Annotated in this window: 12 protein-coding genes; 2 read left to right on the top strand and 10 right to left on the bottom strand. The window is 67.9% G+C overall.

The features are described from left to right. Nucleotides 1–79: 79 nt before the first annotated feature. Nucleotides 80–403: an H-NS histone family protein gene (locus NX784_RS10210; protein ID WP_258816540.1), complete on the bottom strand. Its 324-nt coding sequence runs from the start codon at nt 401–403 to the stop codon at nt 80–82. A gap of 86 nt (nt 404–489) precedes the next feature. Then, a complete protein-coding gene (locus NX784_RS10205; protein ID WP_258816539.1) occupies nt 490–1,584 on the bottom strand; it encodes a glycosyltransferase family 4 protein in 1,095 nt (364 codons plus the stop codon). Between the two features lie 367 nt (nt 1,585–1,951). On the opposite strand from NX784_RS10205, the gene NX784_RS10200 reads away from it, so the two are divergent. Continuing rightward, the gene (locus tag NX784_RS10200) at nt 1,952–2,797 is read left to right on the top strand and encodes a symmetrical bis(5'-nucleosyl)-tetraphosphatase (RefSeq protein WP_258816538.1); all 846 of its coding nucleotides are present in this window, start codon (nt 1,952–1,954) and stop codon (nt 2,795–2,797) included. A gap of 15 nt (nt 2,798–2,812) precedes the next feature. Here NX784_RS10200 and NX784_RS10195 read toward each other — a convergent pair whose 3' ends face one another. The 6 genes from NX784_RS10195 to NX784_RS10170 all read right to left on the bottom strand — a co-directional run bounded on the left by NX784_RS10195 (nt 2,813) and on the right by NX784_RS10170 (nt 7,617). Next, nucleotides 2,813–3,580, bottom strand: coding sequence for a lysophospholipid acyltransferase family protein (locus tag NX784_RS10195; RefSeq protein ID WP_258816537.1), 768 nt, complete (start codon nt 3,578–3,580; stop codon nt 2,813–2,815). A 74-nt stretch (nt 3,581–3,654) separates the two neighbouring features. Beyond that, nucleotides 3,655–4,941 carry a dihydroorotase gene (locus NX784_RS10190; protein ID WP_258816536.1) on the bottom strand — a complete coding sequence of 429 codons (1,287 nt, stop codon included), beginning with the start codon at nt 4,939–4,941 and terminating at the stop codon, nt 3,655–3,657. Between the two features lie 10 nt (nt 4,942–4,951). Further along, the gene (locus tag NX784_RS10185) at nt 4,952–5,917 is read right to left on the bottom strand and encodes an aspartate carbamoyltransferase catalytic subunit (protein WP_258816535.1); all 966 of its coding nucleotides are present in this window, start codon (nt 5,915–5,917) and stop codon (nt 4,952–4,954) included. Then, nucleotides 5,910–6,443 (bottom strand): bifunctional pyr operon transcriptional regulator/uracil phosphoribosyltransferase PyrR, encoded by a 534-nt coding sequence (gene pyrR, locus NX784_RS10180; RefSeq protein ID WP_258816534.1) that lies wholly within the window; start codon nt 6,441–6,443, stop codon nt 5,910–5,912. Before pyrR ends, NX784_RS10185 begins: the two co-directional genes overlap by 8 nt. After that, nucleotides 6,427–6,822, bottom strand: a complete 396-nt coding sequence (ruvX, locus tag NX784_RS10175) for a Holliday junction resolvase RuvX (protein WP_258816533.1) — start codon at nt 6,820–6,822, stop codon at nt 6,427–6,429. Before ruvX ends, pyrR begins: the two co-directional genes overlap by 17 nt. Before the next feature lie 138 nt (nt 6,823–6,960). Then, a complete protein-coding gene (locus NX784_RS10170) occupies nt 6,961–7,617 on the bottom strand; it encodes a YqgE/AlgH family protein (protein ID WP_258816532.1) in 657 nt (218 codons plus the stop codon). Nucleotides 7,618–7,792: 175 nt separating this feature from the next. Here NX784_RS10170 and NX784_RS10165 point away from each other — a divergent pair, with 175 nt between their 5' ends. Then, nucleotides 7,793–9,241, top strand: coding sequence for a cryptochrome/photolyase family protein (locus tag NX784_RS10165; RefSeq protein ID WP_258816531.1), 1,449 nt, complete (start codon nt 7,793–7,795; stop codon nt 9,239–9,241). On the opposite strand, the gene NX784_RS10160 is transcribed toward NX784_RS10165, so the two are convergent. Both NX784_RS10160 and NX784_RS10155 read right to left on the bottom strand, forming a co-directional pair. Further along, the gene (locus tag NX784_RS10160; RefSeq protein WP_258816530.1) at nt 9,242–14,710 is read right to left on the bottom strand and encodes a hybrid sensor histidine kinase/response regulator; all 5,469 of its coding nucleotides are present in this window, start codon (nt 14,708–14,710) and stop codon (nt 9,242–9,244) included. Nucleotides 14,711–14,740: 30 nt separating this feature from the next. Beyond that, nucleotides 14,741–17,113, bottom strand: a complete 2,373-nt coding sequence (locus tag NX784_RS10155; protein WP_258816529.1) for a methyl-accepting chemotaxis protein — start codon at nt 17,111–17,113, stop codon at nt 14,741–14,743. Nucleotides 17,114–17,134: the final 21 nt, after the last annotated feature.

Genomic DNA, 17,134 nt, shown 5'->3' with positions numbered 1-17,134 from the left:
TCCGGTGCAATGGATATTCAAGGAGCCCCGCCCTGGCGCGAGCGCTCCCCGGTAAAACAAACTGCGCGAATACGCGGAATCAGACGCGCAGTTTGTCCAGCGATTTACCGCCTTCGACCCATTCCTTGACCCATTTCGGCTGGCGGCCACGGCCGGTCCACTGCTGCGACGCATTGTCCGGATTGCGATAACGGACGGCGACGGTGCCGGTATTCCCGCCCGCTTTGCCGCCACGGCCGCTGGCGCTGATCAGGTCTTTCAAAGGCATGCCCACGCTCTGCGCGATGGCCAGGATCTGCTCGCGTGCTTTTTGCACCTCCTGCACCTCACGTTTCTTCATCTCCTGCTTGATCTGCTCCTGCAGATTGCGCAAATCGCCCAAGGACATATTAGACAGATCCATCTTGGTTCCTTTATAAGTAGAGTCGGTGTAATGGGATTTTATCGAATAATCACCATTTATCGCAATATACTACAACTGAAATTTCTTCAGTGTTTTTTGTGCCAAATCAGCCAGCGCGGCGACTTGAATCTGACGATACGTGCGTACAACCACACGTAGCTGATAATGAACAGCAAGCAGAAGAATATCAAGACTCCGGTATTCCGCCAGAACACGGTTGCCGGGATAACGGCGGTGAGCGAAAACAACCACAGGTAAGGCGACGTCCGGGCATTCCTTTTCATCAGCGCACGGGCTTCCTTGCGACCGACGGCCCATTGGACGACGCGCCGGAAAATGAGGCTGTGCAGGTGGATTCCGTCCGGCATTGTAGGAGATTTCCCACGTACAAACATGCGGCGATAAACGGAGAAAATGGTTTCGAATGCCGGATAAATCAGCAGCAATACGGCATACCATGTGGAGACCTGCGGATTGCGCATCACGAGCAGCAGCGCCAGTTCCCCCAGCATGAATCCGATGAAATAGGCACCGCCGTCGCCGAGGAATATGAGGCCGGCGGGATAATTCCAGATCAGGAAACCGGCCGTCGCGCCGGCCACCGTCAGCGCGGACACGAGCACGAACATGTCCCCGACCTGCCAGCCCACGTACGCGAGCGAGACCAGCATGAAGATCGTCACGACACTGGCCAGGCCGTTGAAACCGTCGATGATGTTGACCGCATTCGCAATACCGGCGACGGCCAGCACGGTCAGTGGCAATACGAGCCACGGCGAATCCAGGTGCCAGGTGACGAAAGGCATATCGAGCCGAACGATTTGCGCGCGCAGTACCAGGTAGCCGAGCAGCGCCGCCACCATGGTCAATATCAGGCGGCGCGACGGACGAACGGTGCCCGTATAGTCTTCGACGATACCGCCGGCGAAAGCGATCGCCGAACAACCCAGCAGCGTCATCAGCCAAAAGCCGAGATCCGGCACCCGCCATACGGAAATGCAGGCGGTCAGCACGACGGCAAAAAAGATCGGCAATCCACCAATGCGCGGCACTGCATGCAGATGCACCTTCTGCACGCCGTTGAAATTATCGTCGAGTGCAGGACTGTGCAATTTCGAATGCTTGACGACGAGGAGCGTCAGCAATGCGGAGACGAAAAAACTTACGATGAAGGAAAACATCTTATTATTTTTAAAATGCAACATCCCGCTGGCGAATGTGCCTCGGTCCGGAAAAACCAGTACCGCGTGTCCGATTCCTGGCGATGAGGAAGGCAAACTGTGCCATTGTACCGGAATGGCATCCCGCAATCGCCCCCTCAGTTTACGTGTGCGCGCACGGTTCCGATTGAGGGAAATGAAACGTGCGACGCCGCGCAATTGGCAAGAAAATTTACAATCGGTAATAGACGTCGCCACAACGGCCTCGTGCACGAAACCCGCGCAAATCAATTAGTATCGATCCTGCAAAAACAGAATCCGGAAGATTCGCCGTTCCGTCCACGCCGCGCACGACGGCCTTTCGACGTATCACCATAAAACGAGTGAAATGAAAACATATGTCATTGGCGACCTCCAGGGGTGCGCCCACGAAGCCGGCCTGCTGCTGGATCGGATCCGGAGCCACGCCGGTCTTGACGCCCGCATCCTGTTCGTCGGCGACCTGATCAATCGCGGTCCCGATTCGCTGGGCGCGCTGCGCAACATGAAGGCGCTGTCGGAGGCGAGCGGCGGCCGCGTCGACGCGCTGCTCGGCAACCACGACCTGCACCTGCTCGCGGTCGCCGTCGGCGCCCAGAAGACGAGCCGCTCGGACACGCTGGACGCGATCCTCGCCGCACCCGACCGCGACGCATTGATCGACTGGCTGCGCCGGCGGCCGCTCGCGATGTTCGTCGACGCGCATTTGCTCGTGCATGCGGGCGTGCCGCCGCAGTGGACGGCGGCGCAGACGATGGCGCTGGCGGCCGAAGTCGAAGCGGTGCTGAGAAGCGACGGCTGGATCGACTTCCTCGGCCAGATGTACGGCAACGAACCCGACCGCTGGGACGAGGCCCTGGCGGGCATTCCCCGCCTGCGCTGCATCGTCAACGCGCTCACGCGCATGCGCCTGTGCTGGCCCGACGGCCGCATGGACTTCGCGCACAAGGAAAGCGACAAGGGCCCGGAAGGTTCCGACCTGCAGCCGTGGTTCGACCTGCCCGGCCGCCGCACGCTCGATGTCACGGTCGTGTTCGGGCACTGGTCGGCGTTGGGTCTCGTATTGCGGCCGAATCTCGTGGGCCTGGACAGCGGTTGCGTATGGGGGGGCAAGCTCACGGCCGTGTGCCTGGACGACCGCACGCTGCTGCAGGTCGACTGCCCCGAGTACCGGGAGCACAGCGGCAAAAAATAGAGTCAAGACATAGCGTCAGCCGGCCGTGTGATGGGTGCGGTCGGACGCCGCGTGCTGCCCCAGCGCGGCGGCGATCGCGTCGTGCGCCGCCTGCGCCAGCTCGCGCCGGTGCGCGCCGGCCGCCGCCAGCGGTGGGAGGCAGGCCAGCCGCGCGACGACGGGCTCCCCCTGCATGATGCGCAGGACGCTGTCGACGAACGTCGTTTCGCCCGTGTAGTCGACGGCAGGATGCCAGGCGCCGCGCGTGTCGACATACGACAGCGCGACGGGCTGCACGGGCACGGCGGCGTCGATGGCGGCCTCGAACAGGTTGGCGTGGAACGGCAGCAGCGTGCCCTGGCTCGCCGTCGTCCCCTCCGGGAAGAACGCCACGCGCCGGCGCCCGGCCAGCGCGTCGACGAGGCCCTTGAAGATGTGGCGCAGGTCGCGGCGGTTGCCGCGCGCGATGAACACGGTGCCGGCCTGCGCGACGAGCCAGCCGACGACGGGCCAGGCGCGGATCTCGGCCTTGGCCACGAAGCGGCACGGATGCACGGCATTGATGACGAAGATGTCGAGCCACGAGATGTGGTTCGCCACGATCAGCGCATGCGCGAGGGAGTCTTCGCCCGGCACGCGCTCGAGGCGCACGCGGCAGATGCGCAGCAGGCGCGCCGACCAGCGCCGGATCAGGCGTTCACGCCACGCGTCGCTCGCCCACGGGAACACGAGGGCGCAGGTGGCCAGGCCCTGGACGAGGTGGAGGACGAGGCGCGCGAGGCGCCACGCAAGCTTGATTTTCACTGGGAACTCGACACGAAACGCCGCGCGGGCCGCGGCCGCAGCGATTGTACCGCCGCGGCCGGGTGCAAAGACAATCAGCGTTCGAACGCGACGTGGCCGGCGACGATCGTCGCTTTCACCTGGCCTGCCAGTTCGTAGCCGAGGAAAGGCGTATGCTTGCCCTGGCTCGCGAGGGCCGCGGCGTTGACGGTCCAGCGCACGTCCGGATCGAACAGCACCACGTCCGCGCTGGCGCCCTGCGCCAGCGTGCCGGCCGCGAGGCCCGCCGTGCGCGCGGCGTCGCTCGTGATCTTCGCCAGCGCCGTCGTCAGCGCCTTGCCGTCGTGCCCCTGCTCCGCCGCCCATTTCAGCATCAGCGCCAGCAGCAGTTCGAGGCCGGTGGCACCTGGCGACGCTTCGCCGAACGGCAGCAGCTTTTCGTCGTCGTCGACCGGCGTGTGGTCGGAGCAGACGGCATCCACGGTGCCGTCCAGGACAGCCGCGCGGATCGCGTCGCGGTCGCGCTGGCTGCGCAGCGGCGGCGTCAGGCGCGCGTTCGGATCGAAGAAGCCGATGTCGGCATCCGTCATGTGCAGGTGGTGCACGCCGACGTCGCACGTGACGGGCAGGCCTTCCTTCTTCGCGGCGCGGATCAGGTCCAGCGCGGCGGCGGACGAGATGCGGCACAGGTGCACGCGCGCCCCGCTTGCGCGCATCAGTTCGAAGATCGTGTGCAGCGCGATCGTCTCGGACATCACGGGCACGCCGGACAGGCCCAGGCGCGACGCCAGCGGGCCGCTGTGGGCGACGCCGCCGCGGCCGATGTGCGGGTCCTGCGGGCGCAGCCAGACGGTGTAGCCGAACGTCTTCGCGTACTGCATGGCGCGCAGCAGCACGGTCGTGTCCTCGACCGGTTCCTCGGCCTGCGCGAAGCCGATGCAGCCCGCTTCCGTGAGCTCGGCCATCTCCGTCAGCGCCTTGCCTTTGAGGCCGACGGTCAGCGCGCCCAGCGGATGCACGTGGGCCTGGTTCAACAGGCGCGCGCGGTGCTTCAGCATTTCGACGAGGCCCGGTTCGTCCAGCACGGGGTCGGTGTCGGGCGGGCACACGAGCGTCGTTACGCCGCCATGCATCGCCGCCTGCATTTCCGATTCCAGGGTGGCCTTGTATTCATAGCCCGGTTCGCGCAGGCGGGCCGACAGGTCGACGAAGCCCGGTGCGACGACGAGGCCGGCCGCGTCGATCGTGCGCGCGGCCGTGAAACCCTGCGGTGCGCTGCCGACGCCGGCAATTTTACCGTCGGCGATGTAGAGGTCCTGGACGGCGTCGATGCCGGCGGCCGGGTCGACCAGGCGCCCGTTCTTGATGTGCAAGTTCTTCATACGTGCGAATTTAAGTGTGGCTACCGGCCAAAATACTCATAACCGCCATGCGGACGGCGATACCGAAGGTGACCTGCGGGAGGATCACGGCCTGGGCGCCGTCGGCCACGGCCGAATCGATCTCCACGCCGCGGTTCATCGGGCCCGGGTGCATCACGATGGCGTCGGGTTTCGCGAGCGCCAGGCGCTCCGGCGTCAGGCCGTAGCTCTTGAAGTATTCGCCGGCCGACGGCAGCAGGGCGCCCGACATGCGTTCGTTCTGCAGGCGCAGCATGATGATGACGTCGACGTCCTTCAGGCCCTCTTCGATGTTCGTGAACACGCGCACGCCCATCTGTTCCAGGCCGCCCGGCAGCAAGGTGTGCGGGCCGATGGCGCGCACTTCCGGCACGCCCAGCGTCGTCAGCGCGTGGATGTCGGAACGCGCGACGCGGCTGTGCAGGATGTCGCCGACGATGGCCACGCGCAGGTTCGTGAAATCCTTCTTGTAGTGGCGGATCGTGTACATGTCGAGCAGGCCCTGCGTCGGGTGCGCATGGCGGCCGTCGCCCGCGTTCACGACGTGGACGTGGTTCTGCTTCGTGTCGTTCAGGTGCTTGGCGATCAGGTACGGCGCGCCCGACTGCGCGTGACGCACGACGAACATGTCGGCGTGCATGGCCGAGAGGTTGTCGATCGTGTCCAGCAGCGATTCGCCCTTGCTCGTCGACGAGGCGGCGATGTTCAGGTTGATGACGTCGGCCGACAGGCGCTTCGACGCGATCTCGAACGTCGTGCGCGTGCGCGTCGAGTTTTCGAAGAACAGGTTGAAGACGCTTTTCCCGCGCATCAGCGGCACCTTCTTGACCTCGCGGTCGGAGATGCTCACGAAGCTCGAGGCGGTGTCGAGGATGTGGTTGATGATGGCCTTGGGCAGTCCCTCGATGGTGAGGAGGTGCTGCAGTTCGCCGTTCTTGTTCAGTTGCGGGTTATGCATTGTCGTCTTCGATCGTGAGCGAAAGTTGGCCGTTCGTGTCGCGCGCGAGCGCGAGCGAGCGGCCCGGTGCCAGCTGGGCGTGGGCGCCGACGAAATCGGCGGCCACCGGCAGTTCGCGACCGCCGCGGTCCGCCAGCGCGGCCAGCATGATGCGTTGCGGACGGCCGTAGTCGAACAGCACGTTGATCGCGGCGCGCACCGTGCGGCCGGTGTACAGCACGTCGTCGACGAGCACGATGGTCGCGCCGTCGACGTTGAATTCGATCCGGGTGGGCTTCACGTCCGGATGCAGGCCCTTGCGGGCAAAGTCGTCGCGGTAGAACGAGACGTCGATGAAGCCCAGCCGCGCCGGCAGTCCGAGGTCGTGCGCGAGGCGCTCGGCGAGCCAGGCGCCGCCCGAGTGGATGCCGACGATGGCGGCATCCTGCACGCCGTCGATGCCGGCGCGTACCTGTGCGAGCAGCTTGCCGTACAAAGCTTCGGCGTCGAAGCTGGCCGGCTCCGCGTCGTTAATAAGAGTTGGCATGATCGTCAAAGTATTGTTGCAAAATGATGGCGGCGGCCTTGGCGTCGATGATCTCGCCCCGCTTGGCGGGAATGACGGCGGACGAATAGCGTTCGTCGACGAGTTCGACCGGGAGGTTGAAGCGACCGTGAAGCTGGTTGGCGAAGCGGCGCGCGCGCAAGGTCATGTCGTGCTCCGCGCCGTCCGGATGGCGCGGCTCGCCCACGACGAGGCGCGCGGGGCGCCATTGTTCGATCAGGTCGCCGATGACCTTGAAGCGGGTCGTGTTGTCGACCGCATTGATGACGGACAGCGGCTGCGCCTGTCCCGTCAAGGTGTTCCCCATGGCGATGCCGATGCGCTTGATGCCGAAGTCGAAGCCTAGAACGATGTCGACCATTACCTGCGCCGACTCCGGATGAATACGCGGCCACGAGCCAGTAGGGTGGGCACCCCGTGCCCACGCGGGACGCCTGCGTTACGCCGGCGTTCGCGTGGGCACAGGGGTGCCCACCCTACGATTTCGGATGTGCGACCGTCAGGCATGACCCGCCTCGGTGGCGAGCATCAGAGGATCGATGCCCAGCAGCTTGATGGCGGCGTTGTAGCGCTCCTCGATCGGCAGATCGAACAGCACGCGCGCGTCGGCGCCGACCGTGAGCCAGCCGTTGCGGGCGATTTCTTCTTCCAGCTGACCGGGGCTCCAACCGGCATAGCCGATGGAAACGAGCATGCGGCGCGGGCCCGAACCGTTGGCGACGGCTTCCAGCACGTCGATCGACGTGGTGAACGCGACGTCGTCCGTGACGGAGAGCGACGACGAATAGCGACCGCCCGGCGTATGCAGCACGAATCCGCGGTCGTCCTGGACGGGACCGCCGAACATGATCGGCTCGTTGACGACGCTGGCGCGCAAGCCTTCGGCCACCTGCAGGTCGATGCGGTCGAACAGGACGTCCATCGTCATGTCCGTCGGCTTGTTGATGACGACGCCGAGCACGCCCTTGTCGTTGTGCTCGCAGATGTACACGACGGTGCCGCCGAAGATCGGATCATTCATCGACGGCATTGCAATAAGGAAATGATTAGCCAGGTTCAGCTGCGAGACGGGCGCGCTCGCCTGCCCCAGGTTGAGAATCTCTTCCTGGGGCATCCCGGGCATGGTTAGAGGCTTGCCGACCTTACTTTTTTTCATGCTCATACTCTCTGTTGGCTCACTCTCTCGGTTACCGCGGCATTGCTAGACTGAAAAAGACTTTTCGCTAGTTTACACCGAATTGCCCGACGAGCCACGGGAGGCGCTTGACCGGGCAAACCTGAGAGATGGTAGACAGTAAAATTCTGGACCGCATTGACTCCGCACACAGAAGATGACTTTGAGAAACTCATTGGTCTGGTTCCGGCGCGATTTGCGCGTGGACGACCATGCCGCATTGCATCACGCCCTGCTCTCGTCACGCCGTGTGTTCGGCGTGTTCGTGTTCGACACCGACATCCTGGCCGGCCTGCCGCCGGACGACCGCCGCGTCCAGTTTCTGCTGGACAGCGTGCGCGAGCTGGATGCGCGCTTGCGTTCCTTGGGAGGTTACCTCATCGTGCGGCACGGGCGCGCCGCGCAGGTGATTCCCGCGCTGGCTGCCGAGCTCGATGCGGAATCCGTCTTCGCGAACCGCGACTACGAACCGCAGGCGGTCGCGCGCGACCGCGCCGTGCTGGCGACGCTGCGCGCGGCCGGCCGCAGCCTGCAGACGTTCAAGGACCAGGTGATCTTCGAGCACGACGAGGTGCTTACCTTGGCCGGCGGCCCCTATTCCGTCTTTACACCCTATAAGAACGCGTGGCTGAAACGCCTCGCGCGCGAGCCCGAGGCCGTGCGCCCGTTCGAGACGGCGCCGCACGCGTCCGCGCTCGCGCCGGTGCCCGCGGACCACGCACTGCCGTCGCTGACGGACCTCGGTTTCGCGCCGAACGCCGCCCCCATCGCGCATCCCGGCATGACGGGCGCGGAATACCTCCTGGCGCAGTTCGAGGAACGCCTCGCGCGCTACGACCACGACCGCGATTATCCGGCGCTGGACGCGACGTCACGCCTGTCGATCCACCTGCGCTTCGGTACGGTGAGCGTGCGCCGGCTCGTCGCCATGCTGCACGCACGCATCGCCGACGGCAGCGGCGGTCCGGGCGCGCCCGTGTGGCTGGCGGAACTCGTCTGGCGCGAGTTCTACATGATGATCCTCGCACGCCATCCGCGCGTCGTCACGCAATCGTTCAAGCAGGCGTTCGACGCCGTCGCGTGGGACGAAGGGCCGGATGCGGATGCGCTGTACGCCGCCTGGTGCGCGGGCCGCACGGGCTACCCGCTCGTCGACGCCGCCATGCTGCAGCTCGAGCGGACGGGCTTCATGCACAACCGCCTGCGCATGGTGACGGCGAGCTTCCTCACGAAAGACCTGGGCATCGACTGGCGCCGCGGCGAGCGCTGGTTCGCGCTGAAGCTGAACGATTACGAACTGGCGTCGAACAACGGCGGCTGGCAGTGGGCGGCGTCGACGGGTTGCGACGCGCAGCCCTGGTTCCGCATCTTCAATCCGGTGACGCAATCGAAGCGCTTCGATCCGGACGGGGACTTCATCCGGCAGTACCTGCCGCAGCTGGCGCGGCTGAGCGGGACGGCTATACACGCGCCGTGGCTGGCGCGGCCGGACGTGCTGGAAAAGGCAGGCGTCGTGCTTGGGCAGGATTATCCGCGACCGGTCGTTGACCACGACGCCGCGCGGGAGAGGACGCTGGCGCGGTTCAAGGCGATCCGCGCCGCGTAGTCAGCGTGACCGCGCGTCGAGCAGGCCCGTGATCGCCGCCAGCAGCGCGTCTTCCTGGAACGGCTTGCCGAAATAGGCGTCGACGCCGAGGCCCAGCGCGACGTTGCGGTGCTTGTCGGCCGTGCGCGACGTGATCATGATGATCGGCAGCGCCGCCGTCGCCTCGTTGCCGCGCACGTTGCGCGTGAGGTCAAAGCCGTCCATGCGGGGCATCTCGATATCGACCAGCATCAGGTCGGGCCTCGTCTCCTGCATTTGCTCGAGCGCGTCGACGCCGTCCTTGGCCAGCAGGACGCGATAGCCTTCGCGCTCCAGCAGGCGCTGGGTGACCTTGCGCACGGTGAGCGAATCGTCCACGACCATGATCGTCGCGATGCGCGCGGGCGCCGGCGCCGGCTCGGCCGGCGCGGCGGCGACGCGGCCGGGACGCGCGCCCTGCCCCGCCAGTTGCACGGGGTCGAGGATCAGCACGATCTCGCCCGAACCAAGCACGGTGGCGCCGGCGATGCCAGGCATGCGCGCCAGCTGCGGCCCGATGTTCTTGATGACGACCTCACGGTTGCCCAGCACCTCGTCCACGCGCACGGCGATGCGCGTATTGCCGCTCCTGAGCACGAGCACCGGCGCCGAGCGCTGCCCGCCCCGCTTTTCCCATGCTTCACCCGGCTCGTGCAGCATTGCGGGCAGGTAGTGCAGCGGGATGGTCTCGCCGTGCACGCTGATCGCGCCGGCACTTTCCGCCGCCTGCAGGTCGGCTTCGCGTACCTGCAGTACCTGCTCGACCAGCACGGCCGGCAGCGCATGCGTGCGTGCACCGCTGGCGACGAGCACGACCTGCGTGACGGCCAGGGTGAGCGGCAGGTGGATGGCGAAGGCGGCGCCACGGCCCGGCGTCGTGTCGACGTCGACGCGGCCACCCAGTGCGCGCGCTTCCGAGCGCACGACGTCCATGCCGACGCCGCGGCCGGCCAGTTCCGTCAGCGTGTCCGCCGTCGAGAAGCCCGGCTCGAACACCAGCTCGGCGGCATCCGCATCGGACACCTCCTCGCCGTCGGCCAGCAGGCCGAGCGACGCCGCCTTGGCGCGGATGCGCGCGAGATCGAGGCCCGCGCCATCGTCGGCGAAGCGGATCTCGACTTCGTTGCCCTGCTGGCTCACCTGCACGAGCAGCTCGCCCGTCTCCGGCTTGCCGCCCGCGACACGCTGCTCGCGCGGCTCGATGCCGTGCACGATGGCGTTGCGCAGCAGGTGTTCGAACGGCGCGGCCATGCGTTCCAGCACGCTGCGGTCGATCTCGACGCCGCCGCCGCGGATGTCCAGGTTCACGCGTTTATCCGTTTCCTTCGCGGTCTGGCGCGCCACGCGGAACAGGCGTTCGGACAGGCTCGCGAACGGCACCATGCGCACGCGCATCAGGTCGCGCTGCAGCTCGCGCGTGAGGCGCGACTGCGCGGTCAGGTCGTCGGCCGCCGCTTCCACCGTGCGCGCGAGGCCGTCGTGGAACGAGCCGACGTCGTTCACGCTTTCGGCCATCATGCGCGTGAGTTCCTGCAGGCGCGTGAAGCGGTCGAATTCGAGCGGGTCGAATTCGCGCTCGCCGGCAATCGACAGCCGGGACGCGATCTGCGACTCGGCCTGCACCTCGACCTCGCGCAACTGGCGGCGCAGGTTGGCGAGGTTGTCGGCGAAGTCGGACAGCATGCCCTTCAGCGCACCGACCTGCGTTTCCAGTTTCGAGCGCGTGATCGACACTTCGCCGGCCTGGTTGACGAGGCGGTCGAGGATGTCGGCGCGCACACGCACGAGCGGCGCGCGCGCGGCCTCGTCCGTGGGTGCGGCGGCCGGCGGCTCCGGTGCGACGGTGTCCGCGGCGGGTGCCGGCACCGGTGCCGCGGGCTGCTGCAACTGTTCGAACAGCAGCTGCGCCTGGTCGTAGTTGGCGAGCAGTTCGTCGAACGCGGCCGGATTCGTCGTCCCGGCGTGCAGCATGTTCTCGATCTGCGTTTCCAGCGCGTGCGTGTGCTGGCCGAGGCGCATCGCACCGGCCATGCGCGCGCTGCCCTTCACAGTGTGCAGGGCGCGCAGCAGGCCTTGCGCCACCGCCGCGTCGGCCGGGTTCTGCTGCCAATGGCGCAGGCCGTTGCCGATCTGCGGCAGCAGGTCGGACGCTTCTTCCATGAACACGGGCAGCAGGTCCGGGTCGAGTTCGTCGACGAACACGGGCTCGGCGGCGAGGACGCCTTCCGGTTCAGGCTGCGGTTCGGGTGCCGGTTGCGGCGCGGGTGCCGGCTCGGCTTCGGCGACGGGCGGCGGCTCGGGCTGGGCTTCGGCCACGGGCTGCGGCTCCATCACCGGCTCTGGCTCGGGCTGCGCGTTGGCTGCCGCCAGCGGCTCGGCTTCCGGCGCAGCCTCCTCGGCCGGCATGTCGAACAACGCGTCGAAATCGATGGCAGCGCCGTCATCGGCCTCCGGCTGCGCCGCTGGCGACGGCGCGGGCTCGGCCTGCTCCAGCGAGGGCGCGGCGAACGGCTCGCCGAAATACGAATCGAACAGGTCGTCAACGGCGCTCACGGCCGGATCGTCCTGGCGCGGCGTGGGCGCGCGCGGCGCCAGCTCCGTGCTGGCCGGCAGGGACGGCGCGCTGCCCGTCAGCGGCGGATCGGCCAGGATGCTGGCATACGTGGCGGCGAACAACTCGTCCAGGCGCTCGGCCAGTTCGGCATCGGCGTCGTCGAACACGGCGTCGGCGCGCTGGCGCCCCAGGTCGTCGCGCAGCGCACCGAGGCGCGCCAGCAGTTCCGGCTGCGCGGGCGGCAGCTCGCCCAGCGCGAACACCTGCAGCATCACGCGGATGCGCTCGACGGTCTCGTCCAGCAGGTCGAACTGGTCGCCCTGCAGCGGTGGCACGGCCACCTGCAGCGCTTCTTCCAGCGCCACGGACAGGTCGCGCAGCGCCTCGAAGCCGACGGTGGCCGACGTGCCGCCCAGCGTGTGCGCGGCCTTCAGCGCCTGCGGCGTCACGGCGTGCAGCGGTTCCGCGCGCCAGGCGGCGAAGTCCGCGGCGAGCGCGCGCACCAGTTCCTCCGTCTCGCCGAGGTAGATGTTATACAGCGGCAGCGGGATCTCGAGGTTGCCCACGCGCTTGAGGTTCGCTTCCGAGACGGGGAACGCCACCACATTGTCGGCCGGCGCGAACGACATCGCCTCGTCCGCAGGCACGGCGGCGGCATCGGGTTCGTCCGCGGTCGCGGGCGTTTCCGGCGCGGCCTCGGACGCCACGAACGGACCACCGTCCTGCACGTGCTGCGCGGCCTCGACCAGCGCCGTACCGTCGCGCCGCGATCCGCCCGCCGCCAGCTCGTCGACCCACGCCGCCAGCGCCGCGTGCGCGTGCGCGAGCAGCGCCAGCACGTCGGGCGTCGCGGCGCGCGCTTCCGCCAGCCACAGGTTCAGCACTTTCTCGATGGCGGCGGCGACGGTGGCGAACTGCTCCAGGCCCACCATGCGGCTGCTGCCCTTGAGCGTATGGAAGCCGCGGCGCAGGCGCGTCAGCGTGTCCTGGTCGGCAGGATTCGATTGCGCGGCCGGCAGCGCGGCGGCGACGACGTCGAGCACTTCGCGCGCCTCGCCGATGAAGATCTCCAGCAGTTCGGCCTCGACGGCATCCGCTTCCGGCACGGGTGCAGGTACGGGGGCCGGCGTCGACGCGGCCGCCGGCTCGGCCGGCTCCGCGGGCGCGGCGGCCTGGCCGTCGAACGGCAGTTCGCGGAACAGGCCCTCGCCCGCGTCGAAGCGGAAGCGCCTGCGCGCGCCCTCGACGTTCTGCGCCAGCGCGTCCGTGAAGAAGCCGAGCGCGCCGATGTTGCGGGCGATGTTGTCCAGCACGGCGCCGCGCGTGGCCGCATCCGGTTGCTCGTCCACGAGCGCGCGCACCTTGGCGCGCACGTGCGCGACGGCCTGCGTGGCCTGGTCCTGGTCGAGGATGTCCAGCGCACCGTGCAACTGGTGCAGCAGCGGGTCGACCTGTTCCAGCGAGGCGACGCGCGCCGGGTGTTCGTAGTATTCGTCGACGAGCTTCTCGACCTGGCGCAGGCCAGTGCGGATCTCGCCCGCCAGCACGGCCACCGTCTGGCCCTGCTGCAGCTCGCGCGCCATCTCGCCGTGCCATGCCGGGGCGTCCGGCGGCGTCTCGCCGTGCGCCAGCGCGAGCAGGCGCTGGCCGACGGCTTCCGCATGCTGGCCGAAGTCGTCGGGGAGCTGGCGCACCTGATCCAGCCCGTGCTCGACGAACAGCATTGCCTCGGCCATCTCGAGGCTGAACTGGTCGCTGCGGTCGCCCGTCATCGATTCGCTGGCCGCCTGGCCCAGTTCGCGCAGCAGGTTCGCCAGCGCGGGCGCGCCCAGCTTCTCGCTGGCGCCCGCGAGTTTCGACAGGGCGTCGTTGAAGCCGCCGTCCAGCACGTCGTGGCCTTCCGCGGCGACGCGGTCCCAGCCCTGCTTCGTCTCGACCAGGGCTTCCTTTGCGTCCTTCAGCACGTCCGGATCGACGCGGCCGTAGCGGCGCTCCAGGTAGTCCGACGGTACCTGGCCGCCGACGCGGTAGGCGTCGCGCAGCCGGCGTGCGTCGGGCGTGGGTTCGGGCGCGGCGGCGATGAAGAACAGCGCGTCGCGCAGCAGCGCTTCCGGCAGTTCCGTATGGCCTTGTGCCTGGCGGCGCAGTTGCAGGTTGATCTGGCCGAACAGCTGTTTCACGTACAGGTCGGGTGCGACCTGGCCCGTCGCGACGAGGTCGGCGGCGGCGTGCAGCGCCAGCCAGAACGCGTGCGCCTCCGCCTGCGGCTGGCCCTCCACGACAGGGGCCAGCGCGTCGCGCATGGCGCCTGCCTGGGCGCGCTGGGCATCGACGTCCTGGCTGCGCAGGAACGTGAGCAGCGCTTTTTCGAATGCGCCGCGGGTCGCCGCGTAGTCCGGCATCTGACCGGCACCGCCGCCCGGCAGCAATGCCGGCGCGAGGTCGAGCACGAGCATCTGGCCGGGATGCACCCGTTCCACGCCCAGCAATTCCTGCAGCGCGCGATAGTAGGGGAACAGCCGCACGGACTGCGGCGCGGCGCCGTCCAGCAATTCTTCCAGGTATTCGACGAGTGCCCGGTAGGCCTCATCCACCGCACCTGCGCGGTCGGCGTCAAGGGCCAGCGTGGCGGCCTTGAACCGGTCGATGACCTGTTCGGCCGCCTCGCTCAGCCGTTCCACGCCGGCGACGTCGACCAGCTGCAGCGCGCCGTGCGCCTGGTGCAGGTGCGACTTGGCGTGCAGCAGCAGCGTGGGCCGGGCTTCCGCCGTGCGGCCGACCGCATCGCGCAGCGCCTTGGCCGAGCGCCCGAGCGCATCGCGGATTTCAGCGATGACCCAGGACAGGGGGCCGGTATCGAAAGGCGGTGCGGCGGACGCGTGCGAATGCTGGGTCATGTGGGCAAATAGGCGTTACTCAAGCGGTGCTCAGGCGGCGACGCGGAAGCGCGACACCGAATTCTTCAACTCCTGCGCGAGCTCCGCCAGCTGCCGGATCGACTGCGCCGTCTGCTGCGTGCCGCCCTGCGCCTGCTCGGTGATCGCGAGGATGTGCTGCATATTATGCGCCACACCGTTCGCGGACGTCGCCTGCAGGCCCGCGGCGACGGCCATTCCCTGGATCAGTTCAGCGAGCCGGTTCGACACGCGCGAGATGTCCGCGAGTGCCGCACCCGCCGCGTCGGTCACGCGCGCGCCCTCGACGACGCCCTGCGTCGACTTTTCCATTGCCGCGACGGCGTCGTGCGTGTCGGTCTGGATGGTGCGCACGAGCGCGCCGATCTGCTTGGCCGCGTCGCCCGAGCGTTCCGCCAGCCGCTGCACCTCTTCCGCCACGACGGAGAAGCCGCGTCCCGCCTCGCCGGCCGACGCGGCCTGGATCGCCGCGTTCAGCGCCAGCACGTTGGTCTGTTCCGTGATGTCGGAAATGAGCTCGGTGATCTCGCCGATCTCCTGCGACGATTCGCCCAGGCGCTTGATGCGCTTCGACGTTTCCTGGATCTGCTCGCGGATCTCGCCCATGCCGCGGATCGCGTTCTGCACCGCCGTCGCGCCCTGCTCGGCGGCCGCCACCGACTGGCGCGCCACCTCGGCCGATTCCTTCGCGGAGCTGGACACGTCCGTGATCTCGCCGGCCATCCGCAGCATCGTGGACGACGTGTCCTGGATTTCGCGCGCCTGCTGGCCCGCCGCGACGAGCAGGCTGCTCGACACCTGCTGGGCATCGTTCGACGCCTGCGTCACCTTTTCCGCCGTGTCGATCACGCGCACGACGAGGCCGCGCAGCTCTTCCACCGTGTAGTTCACGGAGTCGGCGATGGCGCCCGTGATGTCTTCCGACACGGTCGCGTACACCGTCAAGTCGCCGTCCGCCACTTCCTGCAGCTCGTTCATCAGGCGCAAAATCGCGGCCTGGTTCTGGTCATTCGTTGCCTTCGCTTCCTCTTCCTTGGCCTGGGCCAGCAGGCGCATCGCTTCCGCTTCCTGGCGGCGCGCGTCGGCGCCGCGGGTGCGGTTGCGCGAATCCTGCAGCATCACGCGCGAGATACTGCCTGCCGTCGCGAGGCTGAAGATCGACGCGGCCACGAGCAGCCAGAACCAGCCGCTCGTGCTGCCTTCGCCGGCGCGGTACGACGCCTGCAGTGCCGTCAGCTGGGAACGCAGCGCCTCGTTGTCGCCGAAGATCTTCTGCTCGGCGGCCTTCGCGGCCGTCATGTCCGACAGCTTGTCGAGGAAGGTCGAGATCAGCCGCTGGCAGATGTCGAACTTCGACTGCACTTCCGACAGCTTGGCACGCAGGTCGGGGTCGCGCAGCGGCGCGAGGCCGAGCGCCGTGCTGCCGTTCAGCAGGCCGTCGACGGTGGCGCGGAACGTGGTCGTGTCGCGGCCCATCTGGAATGCCGTTTCCGGCCGGATGCCGCCCGAGGTCAGGAATTCGCTGGCGCTGCGCGAGATGCGCTGCGTCAGCATCATCATGCGGCCCAGCGCCGCCAGTTCGCGCGGGCTGCCGCCGCGGGCCGTGCGCTCGCCCAGGATCTCTTCCGTCGTCGCCAGCATTTCCGGCGTCAGCACGTCGAGCTGCTGGAGGTTCTTGTCGAAGGCGACGAGCTCCGGCTTCATCTTGAGGATGCTGGCGGCGGCCGCGTCGGACACGTTCCACTTCTTGCGCACCTTGGCCAGCTGCGCCGCCAGGTCACCGCTCGACGCGGGAATCGTATTGCCGTTGAATTCACCGCCCTTGGCGAGCAGGTCGAGGTCGCGCGACAGGGCGATGCGGCTGTCCTGCAGCTGGGTGAAGGCGTCCGGCACGCCCTGCATCGCGTTCGGCGCCGCCTTGCCGACGCGCTGCGAGTGCATCAGCGCCTCGCTGGCGATCTGGGTCTGGCCGCTGGCGATGGCGCCGCTGCCCGCATTGCGCCACAGCGACAGCAGCGTGACCAGGATGCCGACGACGAACGCGGCGAGCAGGATGCGCAGCTGGCGCGGCAGCGACAGGTGGCCGATGAGCGGCAGGCGCAGGTCTTCCTCTGCACCGGCGGCCGCGGCGGCGGCGTTGTCGACGGTGCGCTGCTTGCGCCGGCCGAGCAGGCCCAGACGCAGCGCCGCATCGTCCGCGGAACCGGTCGGCGCGGTGCCGCTGACGGGGCCGGACGGCACCGGTGCCGGTGCCGGCAGCGTGCCGGTGCCGAACTGCGTGTCCGGCGAGGCCAGCACGGTGCCCGCATCGCCTTCGCGCGCCGGCGCGGCGCCGCCCTCGTTTTTAGGGAAGAAATTCATCGACAGTTTGGATGCGAATCCCATTCCAGCTCCAGTGCAGAACCC

The organism is Massilia pinisoli, assembly GCF_024753285.1.
Taxonomy (GTDB): domain Bacteria; phylum Pseudomonadota; class Gammaproteobacteria; order Burkholderiales; family Burkholderiaceae_D; genus Telluria; species Telluria pinisoli.
Note: the sequence above shows the minus strand (reverse complement) of the source record. Positions and strands in the feature narration are given on the sequence as shown.

Bases quoted from the DNA above. Each gene is read 5' to 3' on its own strand.
- NX784_RS10210 (WP_258816540.1), bottom strand. From the start codon at position 403: ATGGATCTGTCTAATATGTCCTTGGGCGATTTGCGCAATCTGCAGGAG.
- NX784_RS10205 (WP_258816539.1), bottom strand. From the start codon at position 1,584: ATGTTTTCCTTCATCGTAAGTTTTTTCGTCTCCGCATTGCTGACGCTC.
- NX784_RS10200 (WP_258816538.1), top strand. From the start codon at position 1,952: ATGAAAACATATGTCATTGGCGACCTCCAGGGGTGCGCCCACGAAGCC.
- NX784_RS10190 (WP_258816536.1), bottom strand. From the start codon at position 4,941: ATGAAGAACTTGCACATCAAGAACGGGCGCCTGGTCGACCCGGCCGCC.
- NX784_RS10185 (WP_258816535.1), bottom strand. From the start codon at position 5,917: ATGCATAACCCGCAACTGAACAAGAACGGCGAACTGCAGCACCTCCTC.
- pyrR (WP_258816534.1), bottom strand. From the start codon at position 6,443: ATGCCAACTCTTATTAACGACGCGGAGCCGGCCAGCTTCGACGCCGAA.
- ruvX (WP_258816533.1), bottom strand. From the start codon at position 6,822: ATGGTCGACATCGTTCTAGGCTTCGACTTCGGCATCAAGCGCATCGGC.
- NX784_RS10170 (WP_258816532.1), bottom strand. From the start codon at position 7,617: ATGAAAAAAAGTAAGGTCGGCAAGCCTCTAACCATGCCCGGGATGCCC.
- NX784_RS10165 (WP_258816531.1), top strand. From the start codon at position 7,793: ATGACTTTGAGAAACTCATTGGTCTGGTTCCGGCGCGATTTGCGCGTG.
- NX784_RS10160 (WP_258816530.1), bottom strand. From the start codon at position 14,710: ATGACCCAGCATTCGCACGCGTCCGCCGCACCGCCTTTCGATACCGGC.
- NX784_RS10155 (WP_258816529.1), bottom strand. From the start codon at position 17,113: ATGGGATTCGCATCCAAACTGTCGATGAATTTCTTCCCTAAAAACGAG.